Genomic DNA, 16,221 nt, shown 5'->3' with positions numbered 1-16,221 from the left:
CCATCGCGGCGACCGCCGCGGCGATCATCAGCGTGACGATCAGCACGACTCGCGTGGCTTCGACCGAACTGCGGATGCGGTCGGCGGCTTCGTCGGCGTAACCCTTGTTGTTATCGACCAGCTTTCGCATCGACAGGCGGCCGGTTTCCCAGATCGGGGTGATTTGCGCGTTGAAGATTCGCGCGGCGTCGTCTTTCGACGTCGGCAGCACGTTCAGCAAAGTGGCCTGTGCGGGCAGATACAGCGCGTGCTGCTGCTTGAAGTCGTTGAACAGATCGCGGTCGGCAGCCCTGAAGATCGTCGAGCCGTAATCGTTCAGCAGTTTTTCGAGCGTGTTCTGGGTTTCGACCAGACGTGCGCTGTCGCGTTTGACCGAAGCCGGATCGCTATCGACATGGATCAGTCGCTGGGTGACGGTGTAGTTCTCGAACCACGCCGCGCGCATCGCGGTCGCGTAATAGAGGCCCGGCACGGAGTCTTGCTGCTGACCCTTCTGCGTCGCGGTCGATGCCGCCCAGCTGAAACAGGGTAATCGCCGCCATCGTCAGCATCACGACCAGAACGGTCCCGAAGCTGTAAAGAATCCGTTTCCGGATGGTCAGTTGTTTCACGCGCGCCTCTAGGCTTTTCTGCTTTGTGTCGAGGAACATCCCGCAGACCGTGTCGTGAAAATGGCGTGAACCCCCCGAACCCGCCAAGCTCATCGGAATTGTCTGATAGATGCTTGCGCGGAATTTTACATTGATCTATGAAAGGGCGGACGCACGGGGAAACAATTGCCCGGCGCGTTGCAGCCCGGCCACCGAGGCTTCGCGGCCGGTTCGGGTACGGCCGGGCAGGGTCCGCCGATCTTCCGGCCACTTACATCGCGCTCGCCGGATACGACGTCATGTCACTTCACCTGACTCGCCGACATCCAGCCTTCCGTGACGCCGACCTGCGCGACCTGCTTCGCGATCGAATCGGCGAGGCGCGATGCGTCGGCGGAAATCGTGTCGTGCTTCGCTTCCGACACGCCATGCATGCCCGTGCCGAGCGCCGCCGTGCTGGCGACGCGACCGGCTGCGGCACCGACGCCGGCCGTAGCCGCCACGCCCGGCGCGTGGCCGCTGTCGGCGGTGGCGTCGAAGCTTTGCACGACGCGCGCACTGCCACCGGCCGGCTGATACAGCACCTGCACGCGCGCCCACCTGACTTTCTCCCGCGCCGAAACCGACCAGCATCCGGCGACGGCGGCTGCTCGGGTCGATCGTGTCGAAGTTGCCTTGCACCATCAGCACGTTCTGATCGGCGGGCGCGGGACGGTCCGAACGGATCGCGCGCAGTCCCATTTTCTGCAGACGCGCGACGATTTCGTCGGCGACCTTGTCGCTGGCCTGCTGCGCGTTCTCGGCCTGTTGCGCGTCCGCAGGCTTGCCGGACAGTCGCCTTCAGGCGTTGGGCGATGCCGCTGTCGAGTTTCACCTGATCGGGCGAACTGGCGAACGTGTAGACGTAGATGTTGTCCGGACGCACTTGCAGGCGTGGCCGACGAAAACTGGCTGGCATTCGTGACGCCGCCAAGCACAGCCGGTCAGCAACACGGAACCGGCGATCACGACGACTGATGCATGGCGAACCACGCGACGGACAAACGAAAGGGCGATGGATTGGACTGAAGTAGACATGGCAACCTGGTAACTGGATAACGGGATCGGTGATTTCACGGGAGCGTGATGCTGCGTGATTGGCCTGATCGCTGTTTGCTGTTACTAGGCTGCGGCACGCAGATGCGAGTATCTGAGAACCGCATGGGTGACGCTATCTATCAAGTATGTCGTTCCGTGTCACGCTGACACGATCCCGCGCAAAGCCTTACTGCACGGGCTTTAGCGGCAGTACGACCCAGGCTTCGAGGCCGCCGCCGTCGCGTGGCAGAAAGCGCAATGCGCCACCGTGCAGCCGCGCGATCCGGTCGACGATCGCCAGCCCGAGACCGGTGCCGCCGCTGTGGCCGCGCGCGTTATGGCCGCGCTGGAACGGCTGCTTCAGCGCTTCGAGTTCGTGCGCGTCCAGTCCCGCGCCGCGATCGCCGACGGCGACATAGGCGGCGTCCGCGTCGGTCCAGGTGCGCACCGCGAGCCCGGTTTTGCCGTAGACGATCGCGTTCTGCATCAGGTTCATCAGTACCCGCATCATGCTGACGGGCCGAAATGCAACCGGCGGCAAGGGCGCGAGCGACAGGTCGAATTCGTGTCCGAGACCGGCGAAGTCGGCGGCGAGTTGGGACACCAGCGCGTTGAGGTCGCCGGGTTGCGCGAGTTCGCGCTCGCCGCTGCCCGCGTAATCCATGAACTGCTGAAGAATCGTATCGATCTGATCGAGATATGCGTCGGCGGCGACCGTGAAGCTGTCGTCGGGCGCGTTGGCATCGGCGGTGCTGCCGCTTTCGCGGCTGCTGCCGGACATCGCCATCGCGAGCCGCAATTTGGTCAACGGCGTGCGGATATCGTGCGAAATCCCGGCCAGCATCAACGCGCGGTTCGATTCGGCCTGCTGCAACACGGCGGTCATCTGGTTGAACGCCGTGCTGACTTCGGCGATTTCGGTGGGGCCGTCGGTGGGGAGCGGCGGCGGATTTTCACCGGCGCTGACACGCCGCGCCGCATGCGCGAGTTCCTGCAACGGGCGGTTCAGGTGGCGCTGGATCAGGTAACCGGTCAGCGCGGCCAGCGCCGCCATCACCACCGACAGCAGTGCGGCGGCTTCGACGCCCGTGCCGTCGGCGTCTTGCGGAATTGGCAGCGCGACCCAGTACGGGCGACCTTGCGCGTGCATGCGGATCCACAGCCGCTGGCCGCCTTCCGTCTGCCAGACGACGGGCATATCGGCGGGCAGATGCGCGCGCAGTCCGCGCAGAAATACCTCGCGCTGATAGGTGCGGTACGTGTCCAGCGGCGTGTCGTGGTTCGGGGCGTCAGCGGCGGCAGGCGGCTCGCCGCGACTGCCCAGCCGTTCGGCCAGCGCATCGCGCGACGAAGCGGGCGCGGCGTCGAGCAACGTATCGAGCGTTTGCACGTAGCTGGCGAACACCGACGCCGCGCGTTCGACGCGCGGCCGCTGCACGTAGTGCACCAGCACGCTCAGCGAACACACCTGGACCAGCACGACCAGCACGATCAGCAGCGCGATATTGCGCGCGAGCAGCGTTCGCGGCAGCAGCATGCGCAGGGTGAAATGCGACGGTGCGTCGCTCATGACACGACGTCGCCGACCAGCATGTAGCCCACGCCCCATACGGTTTTGATAAAGCGCGGCTTCGACGGATCGGCTTCGACGATCTGTCTGAGCCGCAGCACCTGCACGTCGATGCTGCGGTCGAGCGCGTCGTGATCGCGGCCGCGTGCGCGCGCGATCAGGTTGTCGCGGCTGACTGCGCGGTTCGGCGACGACGCCAGCGCGACCAGCAACAGCATCTGTGCCGAATGGATATCGAGCGCCTCGGCGCCGCGCGATAGCCGCAGCTTGCCGATATCCAGCGTGAATTCGCCGAAGCGCACGGTTTGCGCGGCGACGCCCGGATCGCCCGACGCGATTTTCTGGCGACGCAGCAACGCATTGATCCGCGCGACCAGTTCGCGCGGCAGGAACAGCTTCGCGAGGTAATCGTCGGCGCCGGTTTCGAGGCCGATCACGCGGTCGAGCGGATCGCCTTTCGCGGTCAGCATCAGGATAGGCAGCGTGTGACCTTCGGCGCGCAAACGGCTGCAGACTTCGAGGCCGTTTTCTTCGCCGATCATCAGATCGAGCACCAGCACGTCGTACGGCTCACGCTGCAAATAGCGGTTGAGCCGCTTGCTGTCCTCGACGACGCGGACGTCGAAACCGTGGCCGCTCAGGAAGCGTTGCAGCATATTGCGCAATTCGGCTTCGTCGTCGAGCACGATGATTCTGGCGGGGCGATCCATGCAACACTCCTTGTGCGCTATGCGACGTGCGGATTGCCGGGTTTGTCGGGCGGGGGCGGGGTGTGCCGTGCCGCGCGCCGTTCCGTCAACCGTTGCAGCAGCACATAGAACGACGGAATGAACAATACCGCGATGCACGTCGACGCCAGCATGCCGGAGAATACCGCGATGCCGAGCGAGCGGCGCGCGCTCGCGCTTGCGCCGGTCGCGATCACGAGCGGCACGACGCCGAGAATAAACGCGAACGAGGTCATCATGATAGGCCGCAGACGCAGGCGCGCGGCTTCGACAGCGGCGTCGGCGATGCTCGCGCCGCGCTCGCGCAGATGCCGCGCGAACTCGACGATCAGGATGGCGTTTTTCGCCGACAGCGCGATCAGCAGCACGAGTCCGATCTGCGTATACAGATTGTTCGCGGCGCCGAGCGCGGCGAGCGTGGTCGCCGTGCCGAGCAGCGCGATCGGCACGGCGAGCACGACGGCGAGCGGCAGCAGCCAGCTTTCGTATTGCGCGGCCAGTACGCAGAACACCAGCAGCACGCCGACGCCGAACACCCAGTAAGCGGAGTTGCCGACCAGCTTTTCCTGATACGACATCGCGGTCCATTCGTAACCCACGCCAGGCGGCAGCACGCGCGCGGCTTCCTAGCCTGCTGGACCTGATCGAGGTTCGGTTCCTGAAGGAGGGAGGGTGAGGTAAAACTGCTCCTGATAGGAGTGATTGCATTCTTGTGAAACATAAAACAGCCTTTGTGGTGCCTGGGTTAAGGATGCTCGCCGGGACGGGGTTTCGTCCAGTTAATATCTCGTAAATGGTTGACGTAGAACAATTTATGGATATTTATGCGTGTGGGATGAGAGAATATGCAGCGATGACGAAGCGACGGATACGCATGGTGACGGTGGATATGGATGGGACGCTGGTGGGTCCGGACGGCCAGGTCAGTGCGCGGAATCTTGCCGCGATGCATGCGGCGGAGCGCGCGGGTGTGGAGATTGTGATTGCGACCGGCCGCAGGCACAGCTATGCGATGAAGGTGTTGCGTGGCCTGGGACTGAATGAAGAGAACGGACTGATTACCTCGAATGGCGCGGTGATTCGCACGGTGGGAGCGGAGCTGCTGGGACGGTCGCTGCTGCGGCGGGAGACGGGCGAGTGGCTGTGCCGCCAGATCGGTGAGTTTCGCCGGGCGCTGCTGGTGACCTTCGACCGCGTGATGGCCGATGGCGACGATACCCACGGCGCGCTGGTGGTGGAGGGCGCGGAGGAGCTGCAGGGCAGCATCGGCAAGTGGATGACGGCCAATGCGCGCTATATCGAGAAGGTGGTTCCGATCGAGGAGTCGCTGGGACGCGAGGGCATGATCCAGATGATGCTGTGCGGCACGATCGAGCGGATGCGGGAGGCGGAGGCGCTGCTGCTGACCGATCCGAAGGTGCTGGGGGTAGGGCTGGCGCCGCTGCGCCGGGCAGAGGTGAGGCGCGAGGGAGTCGAGGCTCCGGCGGTGTTGCCGGAGGCGGCGCTGCATCGGACGGAGTATCCGGAGCGGGACCTGTGCATCGTGGATATTCTTCCGGCGGGGTGCAGCAAGGGGACGGCAGTGATGGAGCTGGCGGGGCGCAGGGGCCTGAAGGCAGAGGAGATCCTGGCGATCGGGGATAACTGGAACGATGTCTCCATGCTGGATGCGGCGGGCAGCGCGGTGCTGATGGGGAATGCGCCCCCGGACCTGAAGGAGATCGCTGCCGGGCGTGGCTGGGTGGTGGGATCGAGGCACGACGCCGACGGAGTCGCTGAAGTGATTGAAGCGGCACTGGATGACGCTTTGGAGATGCCGGTGATGGCCCGTTCGGGGAAGTCGGATTGATCTGCCAGGGATGGTAGGCTTTGAGAGAATGATGCGTTCTCCACTTCAGTTTTGGGTTCGTCTGGGGCTGGCTGCGGCTGTGGTCGCGGCGGCTGTTCCTGCTGCGCAGGCGGGCGAGCATGTCGTGCTGAAGAACGGCTTTGAAGTGGACTGTGTACGGCGGGAGACGGTTGGCGACAAGGTGAGGCTGTATCTCGCCGGGACGGACAACTATCTTGAGGTCGCGCCGGATTCGGTGGTGCGGGTGGAGATGGTGCCCGATGCTCCTGTGGCGGCGGCCAGACCGGTGACAGCGACTGTAGTGCCTGCCGTAGCGGAGTCGAAGCTGACGCACGAGGAGATGCACACGATGCTGTCGCACGCCGGCACGGAGCACAACATCGATGAAGATCTGCTGGCCAGCCTGGTGAAGGCGGAGAGCGATGGGCAGGTGCGGGCGGTGTCGCGCACGGGAGCTCGCGGACTGATGCAGCTGATGCCGAAGACGGCGACGGACCTGGGCGTGAAGGATGCCTTTGCGCCGGAGCAGAATATAGCGGGTGGCACGGCGTATCTGGACCAGCTGCTGACGCGGTATCACGATAATGTGGTGCTGGCTGTGGCAGCGTACAACGCCGGTCCGGGAGCGGTCGATCACTATCACGGGATTCCGCCGTATCACGAGACGCAGGTGTACGTGGCACGGGTGATCCGGGAGTTCAATCGCAGGAAGAAGGCGGCCCATGGGGCTGCCGCGCAGATGGCACAGGCCGGACATCCGGCTGTCGCGCACGCTGCGCAGGCAAGGTGAGGGCGCGATGAAGGGTCGTGGAGCGGCGCTGTGGGGTGTCCTGGTGGGCGCACTGGCGGTAGTGGTCTTTCTTTATCGCGACAGGATTCACTTTGACTGGGGGACGTTTGTCGAACAGCTGAAACATGCGAGCCCCGGGCACTTGTTGACGGCGATCGCAATGATCTACTTCTGCTACTGGCTGCGCGCGGTGCGGTGGCGGGTGATTGTGCGGCCGATGAAGGAGGTCTCGGTGGGATCGCTGGTGGGGCCGCAGTTTACGGGCTTTACGGCGGTGGCGCTGTTCGGGCGGCTGGCGGATCTTTCGCGGCCGTACCTGGTGGCGCGGAAGATCAACCTTTCGCTGGCGTCGCAGGTTGCGGTCTACACGCTGGAGCGGATGTTCGACCTGGGAGCAGCGGCACTGGTGTTCTCGTCGGCGCTGGCGTTCGCGCCGAAGAATACGCCGGATTACGCCACCTTTATGAAGGTGGGCCGCGGCAGCCTGCTGGTGACGCTGGCGATTGCCATCTTCGCTTACGTGGTGCGGGTAGCGGGCGGCGCGGTGGCCGGGTTTGCGCGGACGATTCTGAAGCCGCTTTCGGCGGGGATCGCAGAGAGCATTGCGGAGAAGATCGAGGGATTCCGCGACGGCCTGAAGGGGCTGAAGTCGGGCCGTGAGCTGCTGGTGGTGACGCTGATCTCGCTGACGATGTGGGGTCTGATCGCGCTGGCCTATGTGCAGACGGCGCATGCTTTTGTGGAGACGCCGCAGCTGGCGAATCTGACGTTCTCGCAGACAATGCTGCTGATGGCGGCCAGCATCGGCGGCAGCCTGCTGCAGCTGCCGATCGTGGGCTGGTTTACGCAGATCGCGGTGACAGCGACGGCGATGCATGCCTTCTACGGCGCCCCGGTGGAGGCGGCGACGGCGTGCGGCGCGATGCTGCTGACGGTGACCTTTCTCTGCATCATTCCGGCAGGCCTGATCTGCGCACGGCTGGATCATGTGAGCCTGAAGAAGCTGGCCGTAGAGAGCGAAGAGGCGGGCAGGGAAGTGGTCGCGGCGCAGGAGTAGAGCCTGCATGCCGATGCGAGGGGTGGGTGCTCGCTGCTAGAATCGTGGCAGAGCGATGAAGTGCCCCTATTGTGGCTTTACCCAGGACCGTGTGGTGGATTCGCGTGAGAGCAAAGAGGCGGATTCCATCCGTCGGCGGCGCGAGTGCGAAGGCTGTAACAAACGGTTTACGACATACGAGCGGATCGACGAGATTCCCTACATGGTGGTCAAGAAAGACGGCCGCCGGGAGAAGTTTGACCGGCAGAAGGTCCTGAGCGGCCTGCTGCACGCGTGCGAGAAGAGGCCGGTTCCGGCAGGCAAGCTGGGACAGATCGTCGATGAGACGGAGTCCTTTGTGGTGGACTCGCCGGAACGCGAGCGTTCGACCTCTGAGGTGGGCGAGCTGATTATGTCGCGGCTGCAGGAGATCGACACGGTCGCCTATATCCGCTTCGCCAGCGTCTATCGCGACTTCAAGGACGTGAACGAGTTCAAGCAGGAGCTGGAGCAGTTGCTGGGCCAGAAGAGACGGAAGTAACGATGCGCGGCGGGGCTCCGACAGAGCTTCGCCGCGATGTGTTGTGGCAGGAATGAAGTTTTTTGTCGGCGGTGTGGTGCCGTTGACGGTTGATTCTCAGGACGAAGACAGAAGGAGAGAGATGGCGACGAAGAGGACACACAAGATTACGTTGATTCCGGGCGATGGCATTGGACCGGAGGTTTCAGGGGCAATGGTCAAGGTTCTGGAGGCCGCGGGTGAGGCTACCGGAGTGGGTTTCGAGTGGCATGAGTATGCTGCCGGCGCGGATGCTTTTGAGGCGACGGGCGAGTACATCCCGAAGGCCCTGTACGAGTCGGTCGAGCAGAACAAGGTGGCGATCAAGGGACCGGTGACGACCCCGGTGGGCGGCGGCTTCTCGTCGATCAACGTGACGCTGCGCAAGAAGTTCGACCTGTATGCGAACTTCCGCCCGGTGAAGAGCCTGCCCGGTCTGGAGACGAAGTACCCGAACATCGACATGATCATCGTCCGTGAGAACACGGAGGACCTGTACTCGGGTCTTGAGGTCGAGGTTGTGCCGGGCGTGGTGCAGGCGCTGAAGATCATCACGGAGAAGGGTTCGAGCCGCATCGCGCAGTTCGCCTTCGACTATGCGAAGAAGCATAACCGCAAGAAGATCCATGCGATCCACAAGGCCAACATCATGAAGCTGTCGGACGGCCTGTTCCTGCGCTGCTGCCGCAAGGTGTCGGAGGGCTTCCCGGAGGTCGAGTACAAGGAGCACATCGTCGATAACACCTGCATGCAGCTGGTGCTGAATCCGTATCAGTACGACATCATCCTGACGGAGAACCTGTACGGCGACATTCTGAGCGACCTGTGCAGCGCGTTCGTGGGCGGCCTGGGACTGGTTCCCGGAGCGAACCTGGGCGCGGAGTGCGCGATCTTCGAGGCGGTGCACGGTTCGGCCCCGGATATTGCCGGACAGGACAAGGCGAACCCGACGGCGCTGCTGCAGTCGGCGGTGCTGATGCTGCATCACCTGAACGAGGCCGAGGCCGCGGAGCGCGTGCAGTCGGGTATCGAGCAGGTGTACCGCGAGGGCAAGACGCTGACGCGCGACGTAGGCGGCTCGGCCGGAACGAAGGCCTTCGCCGATGCAGTGCTGGCGGCGATGGAGTCTCCGGTGGCGGCGAAGTAGGCCGCCATGCAGACGACGCAGAAAAACATGCTGGCCGCAGGGCTGGCGATAGCTGTGACGATCGGGCTTGCCGGGTGCAAGCCCGATCGTGTTTCTACGAAGGGTGCGGCGGACGGCGCGGCGAAGGCTGTAGCGAAGTTCGTGGCCGATCCCAATGCAGGCTCGGTGACGGGCGTGGTGCACTTCAAGGGGCAGGCCCCGGCGCGGCTGCAGATCGACATGACGATGGACCCGGCGTGCGGCAAGGGCGCCGCGAACCTGACCGAGCAGTACGTTGTGAACAACGGCGGGCTGGCGAACGTGTATGTCTACGTTAAGAGCGGACCGGCGGCGGCGATGCAGGCCGGGCCGATGACGTCGGCTCCCGTGGTGCTGGACCAGGTGGGCTGCCGTTATGTGCCGCATGTGATCGCAGTGATGAAGGGCGGCGTGGTGGAGTTCCGCAACTCCGACGGGACGATGCACAACATTCACACGATGCCGCAGAGCAATCCCGGGGTGGACGTCTCCGAGGGGCCGAAGGGCGCGCCGGAGCAGCGGCGGTTCGATACGCCGGAGGTGATGATCCCGGTGCGGTGCAACAACCATCCGTGGATGAATGCGTTTATCAACGTGTCGGCGACGCCGTTCTTTGCCGTGACGGATGCGGACGGCAGGTTCTCGATCGAGGGGCTGCCTCCGGGGACCTATACGCTGGCGGCGGTGCACGAGAAGCTGGGCGAGCAGACGTTCCAGCTGACAGTTGCATCCAAGTCTCAGGCGACGGCGGAGTTTACCTTCGCGGCCCAATAAGACCCTTGCGGAGGAACAGAACGAATGACGGCAGCAGTGGCGTTGTGGCAACAGGTGACGGAGCATGGTTTCACCCTGGCGCTGGTCTCGCATCGGCTGCCGTTCTGGTTTCTGGTCTTCGCGCTGTTCCTGCCGCGAATCGCTCTGATTGTGGCGTGGATGCAGGGCGTTTTGGTGCCCTTCCACCTGGAGGGGCTGGTGCCGCTGATCGTCGCGATTATCGTCCCCCGGGCACTGATTCTGTACCTGATCTACCTCGACCAGGGGCTGAGCCTGTGGTTCGTGATCCACCTGGTGGTGGCGCTGCTGGTGTGGGTCGGCGGCGGGGGAAGCTACAGCCGCCGCCGGCGGCGCGACGACTGACCGGCAATCTACCGGAGCAGAAGCGGAAAGAGGTTGGCGCAGCCGTGGCGCGGCGCAACGTCGTCGGGTATCCTTAAGGCACTATGGAACGGCGACGGGTTGGCATTCTTGGCGCGACCGGAATGGTTGGTCAGCGATTCATTCAGCTTTTGCATCATCACCCCTGGTTTGAGATCGCCTGGCTTGCAGCCAGCGACCGCAGCGCAGGCAAGACGTACGGCGAGGCCTGCAAGTGGAAGCTCGACACGCCGCTGCCGGCAGATATTGCCGCGATGAAGGTGCAGCCGAACGTGCCGGAGCTCTGCGAGGGCGAGCTGCCGAAGATTATCTTTGCCGCGCTGGACACGGACATCGCCCGCGAGCTGGAGCCGAAGTTTGCCGCTGCCGGATGCGCCGTGATCTCGAACTCGAGCGCCTTCCGTATGACGGCGGATGTTCCGCTGGTGATCCCGGAGGTTAATGCCGGCCATCTCGACCTGCTGGAGACGCAGTCGTGGCGCAAGGAGAGCGGCGGGTACATTGTGACCAATCCGAACTGCTCGGCGATTGGGCTGGTGCTGGCGCTGAAGCCGCTGGAGGAGCGTTTCGGCATCGAGAGCATGTTTGTCTCGACGATGCAGGCGATCTCTGGCGCAGGCTATCCCGGTGTGCCTTCGCTCGACATCATGGGCAACGTGGTGCCGTTCATCAAGAACGAGGAAGAGAAGATGCAGGAGGAGGTCGGCAAGCTGCTGGGCCACCTGCGCGGCAACGCGGTCGAGATGCTGGATGCCAAGGTGAGCGCGCACTGTAACCGCGTTCCCGTGGAAGACGGACACACGGAGTGCGTGAGCATCAAGTTCAAGAAGAAGGCGACGAAGGAAGAGATTCTCGCCGCGTGGGCGGAGTTCGCTCCGCTGCGTGGGCAGAACCTGCCGACGGCTCCCGATCAGCCGGTGGAGTTCGACGGTGCGGTGGATCGTCCGCAGCCGCGCCTGGACCGCATGCGCGGGCATGGCATGGCGGCGACGGTGGGACGTCTGCGTGAGTGTTCGCTGCTGGACTGGAAGTTTGTTGTGCTGTCGCACAACACGATTCGCGGCGCTGCTGGCGCTGCCGTGCTCAACGCCGAGATCCTGGCGCGCACGGGACGGCTGAGCAAGCTGGGTGTGCCGGTGACGGATGGTCAGGCGGTGCTGGCTTGAGTTCAGTACGTGAATCGCTGGTAGTCATGAAGTTTGGCGGGACCTCGGTGGAGGACGCCAAGGCGATGGACCGGACGGCAGCCATTGTGGGTGGCCGCAGGAAGAAGAATCTCGAGACGATCGTGGTCGTTTCGGCGATGGCGAAGGTGACGGACCAGCTGCTGGCTGCTGCTGCTGCTGCTGGCCGTGGCGACAAGCCGGGCGCACTGGCGATCAGCTCGCGTCTGCGTCACAGGCACATCGACACGGCAGCCGAGCTGCTGGACAGCGAGAAGTTTGTGGCGCTGGAGCAGGCGGTGCAGTTCGAGTTCGATGCCCTGGACGACTTGCTGCGTGGCATTGCGGCGGTGGGTGAGTTGACGCCGCGTACGAGCGACCTGGTGGTGAGCTTCGGTGAGCGGCTTTCGAGCCGCATGGTGGCGGCGGCGTTCGATCAGCGTGGGCTCAACGGCACGCATGTGGACGCGCGCAGCTGCATCATCACGGATTCGAACTACGGCAAGGCCGCACCGCAGGAGGCCGCGATTGAGGCCAAGCTGGCGGAGATCGTGCTGCCATTGATCATCGCGGGCAAGACGCCGGTGATGGGCGGCTTTATCGGATCGAATGCGGCGGGGATTACGACGACGCTGGGACGCGGCGGAAGCGACTACACGGCCGCGCTGGTGGGCGGTGGTCTGCATGCTGGCGCGATCGAGATCTGGACGGACGTCAACGGCATTATGACGACGGACCCGCGCATTGTGCCGGAGGCGCTGCGGGTGAAGACGATCAGCTTCGAAGAGGCGGCTGAGCTGGCCTATTTCGGCGCGAAGGTGCTGCATCCGGCGACGATTCTTCCGGCGGTGCAGAAGTCGATTCCGGTGTGGGTGCTGAACTCGCGCAACGCGGAGAACGAAGGCACGAAGATCACGGCGGTAGCGCCGAAGTGCAAGAGCCCGTTCAAGAGCATTGCGGCGAAGAAGAAGCTGACGATCATCGATATCGTCGCGAGCCGCATGCTGATGTCGCATGGGTATCTGAAGGCGGTCTTCGATGTCTTCGATAAGTACAAGTGCGCGATCGACATGGTCTCGACCAGCGAGGTGAGCATCTCACTGAGTGTGGACTCGAATGAGAAGCTGCCGGATATCTGCGAGGAGCTGTCGAAGATCGCCGATGTGAAGATGGAGGGCAACAAGGCCCTGATCTGCATGGTCGGCGAGGATATTCGCGGGCATAACGGGATCTCGGGCAGGGTGTTTACGGCAGTGAGCCACGTCAACGTGCGCATGATCTCGCAGGGCGCCAGCGAGATCAATATGAGCTTCATGATCGATGAGGACGATGTGGAGGAGGCGATCCGAAGCCTTCACCGGCACTTCTTCGCCGATCCGGATGAGGCGATCTTTGACGTGACCGCGCACGTGCCTGTAGAAAGCAAGGCATAGGGAAGGATTCTAACGATGCGTGTGCTTGTACTGGGGCATGGGAAGACCGGGAAGCTTGTGGCGGAGGTGGCGGCAGAACGCGGCCACAGCGTTCACGTGCTGGATGCCAAGGAAAATGCCAATGCGGGGGCGCTGACGCCTCCGTTTGTGGCCGGCTTTGACGTGGTGATCGACTTCACGACGCCGGAGGCGGTGCTCTCGAACATGCGCGCGGTGCTGGCGACCGGCGCGAAGATGGTGATCGGTACGACGGGCTGGTACGACAGGCTGGACAAGGCCAAGGAGCTGGCCGAGCGCAGGGGAGCGTCCCTGCTGTACGGCACCAACTACTCGATTGGCGTGCAGACGATGTTCCAGATGGCGAAGCGCATGGGCGAGCTGCTGAAGAACTCGGGCTATACCTTCACGATCGAAGAGACGCATCACGTGACGAAGATGGATGCCCCTTCGGGGACGGCGATTACGCTGGCCCAGGTGGTGAAGGCAGCCACTGGCGTCGAGGTGCCGATCAAGGCGAATCGCGTGGGCGATGCGGCGGGGCTGCATGTGCTTGAGGCGAAGAGCGGTGCCGACAAGATTGTCCTGACGCACGATGCCAGCTCGCGGCGTGGCTTTGCCGAGGGTGCGGTGAGGGCGGCGGAGTGGCTTTCGGGGCGGCGCAGCGGCGTGTACGACTTCCAGGACGTCTACGACCAGGTGTAATCACCTGAAAAGCCGGTACGTTCAGCGGGCGGGGAGAGATCCTCGCCCGTTTGCTTTTTGCATGGTATTTGCTTGCCCCGACGCTGGTCAGCTGCTAAGTTTTTAGGCCAGTCAGAATCCTCCCCACGGGCTCGTTTTTTGCGTCATAAGGCGTAACGATTCTTCCTTGTGGAGAGGATTGTATGAGCGTTGGACGTGTTCGTCTTACGGCTAGCCTGGTTCGAGGCATGAGCCGCGTTCCGGGAGGCCAGTCGCTGCTGGATGCGGCGAAGAGCAACGCTATTGGCCGGTCGACCCTGAGCAAGTTGCTGGTGTACCGCAGGCCGTTTCGCACGCTGGGGGAGGCCGAGAGCTCGTTGGCGGGCCTGGGCGGGAGCGGGCATGAGAGCAAGGAATACGCCAATCTGCATCTCCAGTTGAATGAGAGCGCAAGGCCGAGTGACTACGCCGCGCTGTATTACATGGAGAAGGTGCTGCCCGCGGTGCGGAGTGTCTTCGACCTGGGCGGGAACGTCGGCAATCTCTTTTATTGCTACTCGAAGTATCTGAAGGGGTTGGAGGGTGTCACCTGGACGGTGATGGATCTGCCGGAGAATGTGCGACGGGGGCGGGAGCTGGCGAAGGAGCGCGACGCCTCGCAGCTGACGTTCAGCGAGAGCTGGCAGGATGCGTCGGGCGTGGATCTGCTGATCGCCTGCGGATGCCTGCACTACTTCGAGAAGCCATTTGCGCAGATGATCCTGGAGTTGAAGCAGAAGCCTCCGTATGTGCTGATCAACCGGACGGCGATGTCGGATGGAGAGCCGGTGGCCACGGTGCAGGATAACGGTTTCAGCCATACGGCGTGCATGCTGCACAATCGCGAGCAGGTGATCGCCGGGTTGAAGGAGATCGGCTATGTGCTTGAGGATCAGTGGCGTGCGCCGGAGCTTTCGCTGGAGATCCCGGGATACCCGGAACATCGGGTGTGGAGTTATGCGGGGATGTTTCTTCGCCGCGCCGATGTGAGCCTGCCTGCACGGGCGTAAGTGAGGCTGGAGGCGAAGAACGATAGAATTTCAGAGAAGGAGAGATTCTGCCGATGAGCGCTGCTGAAGTTGCCGCCCCGAAGTTTTCGACGTTGAGCCTGGATGAGAAGCTGGACCGCCTGGCCGAGGTCGCGGTGAAGGTTGGTCTTGGCCTGAAGGAGGGTCAGGAGCTGATCATGTCGGCCCCGATGGATGCGCTGCCGCTGGCCCGCAAGATCACCGAACAGGCGTATAAGGCCGGGGCTGTGCTGGTGACGACGCTCTATGGCGACGATCCGAGCACGCTGGCGCGTTACAAGTATGCACAGGATGCGAGCTTCGACTACGCCCCGGTGTGGCTGCAGGAGGGCGTGGCGAACGGCTTCCGCTCGGGCGCGGCGCGGCTGGCGATTGCGGGTGCGAACCCGGCGCTGCTGGCGCAGCAGGACCCGAAGAAGGTCTCGCGGGCCAACATTGCCGCCTCCAAGGCAGGCAAACCGGCGATGGAGCTGATCACGCGGCACGAGATCAACTGGACGATTGTGGCGGCGGCGACGCCGGAGTGGGCGAAGCTGGTCTTTCCGGGCGAGCCGGAGGATGCTGCCGTAGCCAAGTTGTGGGAGGCGATCTTTGCGGCCTCGCGCGTGAACGTGGATGACCCGGTCGCGGCGTGGAAGCAGCACGGCGAGCGCCTGAAGCAGCGCGTGGATTTTCTGAATGCGAAGCGCTATGCGGCGCTGCACTTCAAGTCTGCGGACGGGACGACGGATGTGAAGGTCGGTCTGGCTGACGATCATCTGTGGGCCGGTGGCGGAACGACAGCGGGCAACGGTGTGTACTGCCAGCCGAATATTCCGACGGAGGAGTGCTTTACGACGCCGCACAAGGATCGTGTGGATGGCGTGGTGAAGGCATCGAAGCCGCTCTCGCACCAGGGCTCGCTGATCGAGAACATCCAGGTGAAGTTCGAAGGCGGAAAGATTGTGGAGGCTACGGCGACTGCGGGCGAGGATGTGCTGAATCGTCTGATCTCGACCGATGCCGGAGCGCGGCGGCTGGGTGAGGTGGCGCTGGTGCCGCATAACTCGCCGATTGCGGAGAGCGGCATTCTCTTCTGGAATACGCTGTTCGACGAGAATGCGGCGAGCCACATTGCGCTGGGGCAGGCGTATTCGACGTGCCTGATCGGCGGCGAGAAGATGAGCGCGGAGGAGCTGGCGAAGCTGGGCGCCAACGAGAGCCTGATCCACGTGGACTGGATGATCGGATCGGATGCAATGGATGTGGACGGCATCGCGCAGGATGGTACTGCCGAACCGCTGATGCGCAAAGGCGCGTGGGTGTAAGGCTTACCCCGCTATCCGTGAGTAGGAGGCCCTGCCGGAAGAGATGCGGCA

At 63.5% G+C, this 16,221-nt stretch carries 17 protein-coding genes and 1 pseudogene; 12 read left to right on the top strand and 6 right to left on the bottom strand.

All coding sequences use genetic code 11. The features are described 5' to 3' along the window. The 6 genes and pseudogenes from PW789_RS15085 to PW789_RS15065 all read right to left on the bottom strand — a co-directional run. A partial coding sequence (locus PW789_RS15085; RefSeq protein WP_299377833.1) for an MCP four helix bundle domain-containing protein occupies positions 1 to 472 on the bottom strand: 472 nt, incomplete at its 3' end. Between the two features lie 420 nt (positions 473 to 892). After that, on the bottom strand, positions 893 to 1,180 hold the full coding sequence (locus PW789_RS15080; RefSeq protein WP_299377830.1) for a hypothetical protein: 288 nt from the start codon (positions 1,178 to 1,180) through the stop codon (positions 893 to 895). Between the two features lie 58 nt (positions 1,181 to 1,238). Next, positions 1,239 to 1,352, bottom strand: a pseudogene (locus PW789_RS20200) (hypothetical protein); the annotation flags it as partial. A 502-nt stretch (positions 1,353 to 1,854) separates the two neighbouring features. Beyond that, on the bottom strand, positions 1,855 to 3,237 hold the full coding sequence (locus PW789_RS15075) for an ATP-binding protein (RefSeq protein WP_299377828.1): 1,383 nt from the start codon (positions 3,235 to 3,237) through the stop codon (positions 1,855 to 1,857). Then, a complete protein-coding gene (locus PW789_RS15070) occupies positions 3,234 to 3,947 on the bottom strand; it encodes a response regulator (protein WP_299377825.1) in 714 nt (237 codons plus the stop codon). The genes PW789_RS15075 and PW789_RS15070 overlap by 4 nt, the downstream gene beginning before the upstream one ends. A gap of 17 nt (positions 3,948 to 3,964) precedes the next feature. Then, positions 3,965 to 4,579, bottom strand: a complete 615-nt coding sequence (locus PW789_RS15065) for an efflux RND transporter permease subunit (RefSeq protein ID WP_299377823.1) — start codon at positions 4,577 to 4,579, stop codon at positions 3,965 to 3,967. A gap of 239 nt (positions 4,580 to 4,818) precedes the next feature. Here PW789_RS15065 and PW789_RS15060 point away from each other — a divergent pair, with 239 nt between their 5' ends. From PW789_RS15060 to PW789_RS15005, 12 genes are all read left to right on the top strand, one after another. Continuing rightward, positions 4,819 to 5,814 carry an HAD-IIB family hydrolase gene (locus PW789_RS15060; RefSeq protein ID WP_299377820.1) on the top strand — a complete coding sequence of 332 codons (996 nt, stop codon included), beginning with the start codon at positions 4,819 to 4,821 and terminating at the stop codon, positions 5,812 to 5,814. A gap of 28 nt (positions 5,815 to 5,842) precedes the next feature. Further along, positions 5,843 to 6,604 carry a lytic transglycosylase domain-containing protein gene (locus tag PW789_RS15055; RefSeq protein ID WP_299377817.1) on the top strand — a complete coding sequence of 254 codons (762 nt, stop codon included), beginning with the start codon at positions 5,843 to 5,845 and terminating at the stop codon, positions 6,602 to 6,604. 7 nt (positions 6,605 to 6,611) lie between these two features. Then, positions 6,612 to 7,661 carry a lysylphosphatidylglycerol synthase transmembrane domain-containing protein gene (locus tag PW789_RS15050; protein ID WP_299377814.1) on the top strand — a complete coding sequence of 350 codons (1,050 nt, stop codon included), beginning with the start codon at positions 6,612 to 6,614 and terminating at the stop codon, positions 7,659 to 7,661. Between the two features lie 55 nt (positions 7,662 to 7,716). Further along, positions 7,717 to 8,181 carry a transcriptional regulator NrdR gene (gene nrdR / locus PW789_RS15045; RefSeq protein ID WP_299377811.1) on the top strand — a complete coding sequence of 155 codons (465 nt, stop codon included), beginning with the start codon at positions 7,717 to 7,719 and terminating at the stop codon, positions 8,179 to 8,181. 121 nt (positions 8,182 to 8,302) lie between these two features. Further along, positions 8,303 to 9,346, top strand: a complete 1,044-nt coding sequence (locus PW789_RS15040; protein ID WP_299377807.1) for an isocitrate/isopropylmalate dehydrogenase family protein — start codon at positions 8,303 to 8,305, stop codon at positions 9,344 to 9,346. Positions 9,347 to 9,352: 6 nt separating this feature from the next. Then, entirely contained in the window at positions 9,353 to 10,138 is a 786-nt protein-coding gene (locus PW789_RS15035; RefSeq protein WP_299377804.1) for a carboxypeptidase regulatory-like domain-containing protein, read from the top strand. Positions 10,139 to 10,162: 24 nt separating this feature from the next. Further along, complete coding sequence (locus PW789_RS15030; RefSeq protein WP_299377800.1) at positions 10,163 to 10,501, top strand: hypothetical protein; 339 nt, start codon at positions 10,163 to 10,165, stop codon at positions 10,499 to 10,501. A gap of 83 nt (positions 10,502 to 10,584) precedes the next feature. After that, the gene (asd, locus tag PW789_RS15025) at positions 10,585 to 11,685 is read left to right on the top strand and encodes an aspartate-semialdehyde dehydrogenase (protein WP_299377798.1); all 1,101 of its coding nucleotides are present in this window, start codon (positions 10,585 to 10,587) and stop codon (positions 11,683 to 11,685) included. 26 nt (positions 11,686 to 11,711) lie between these two features. After that, complete coding sequence (gene lysC / locus PW789_RS15020) at positions 11,712 to 13,115, top strand: lysine-sensitive aspartokinase 3 (RefSeq protein WP_299377904.1); 1,404 nt, start codon at positions 11,712 to 11,714, stop codon at positions 13,113 to 13,115. A 15-nt stretch (positions 13,116 to 13,130) separates the two neighbouring features. Continuing rightward, positions 13,131 to 13,817: a 4-hydroxy-tetrahydrodipicolinate reductase gene (dapB, locus tag PW789_RS15015; protein ID WP_299377795.1), complete on the top strand. Its 687-nt coding sequence runs from the start codon at positions 13,131 to 13,133 to the stop codon at positions 13,815 to 13,817. Positions 13,818 to 13,999: 182 nt separating this feature from the next. Further along, positions 14,000 to 14,845, top strand: coding sequence for a methyltransferase, TIGR04325 family (locus tag PW789_RS15010; RefSeq protein ID WP_299377792.1), 846 nt, complete (start codon positions 14,000 to 14,002; stop codon positions 14,843 to 14,845). A gap of 53 nt (positions 14,846 to 14,898) precedes the next feature. Continuing rightward, positions 14,899 to 16,170 (top strand): aminopeptidase, encoded by a 1,272-nt coding sequence (locus PW789_RS15005; protein ID WP_299377788.1) that lies wholly within the window; start codon positions 14,899 to 14,901, stop codon positions 16,168 to 16,170. Positions 16,171 to 16,221: the final 51 nt, after the last annotated feature.

Origin of the sequence: Edaphobacter sp. (genome assembly GCF_028283685.1) — a bacterium.
Classification (GTDB): domain Bacteria; phylum Acidobacteriota; class Terriglobia; order Terriglobales; family Acidobacteriaceae; genus Edaphobacter.
This window is presented reverse-complemented; position numbering and strand designations above follow the sequence as displayed.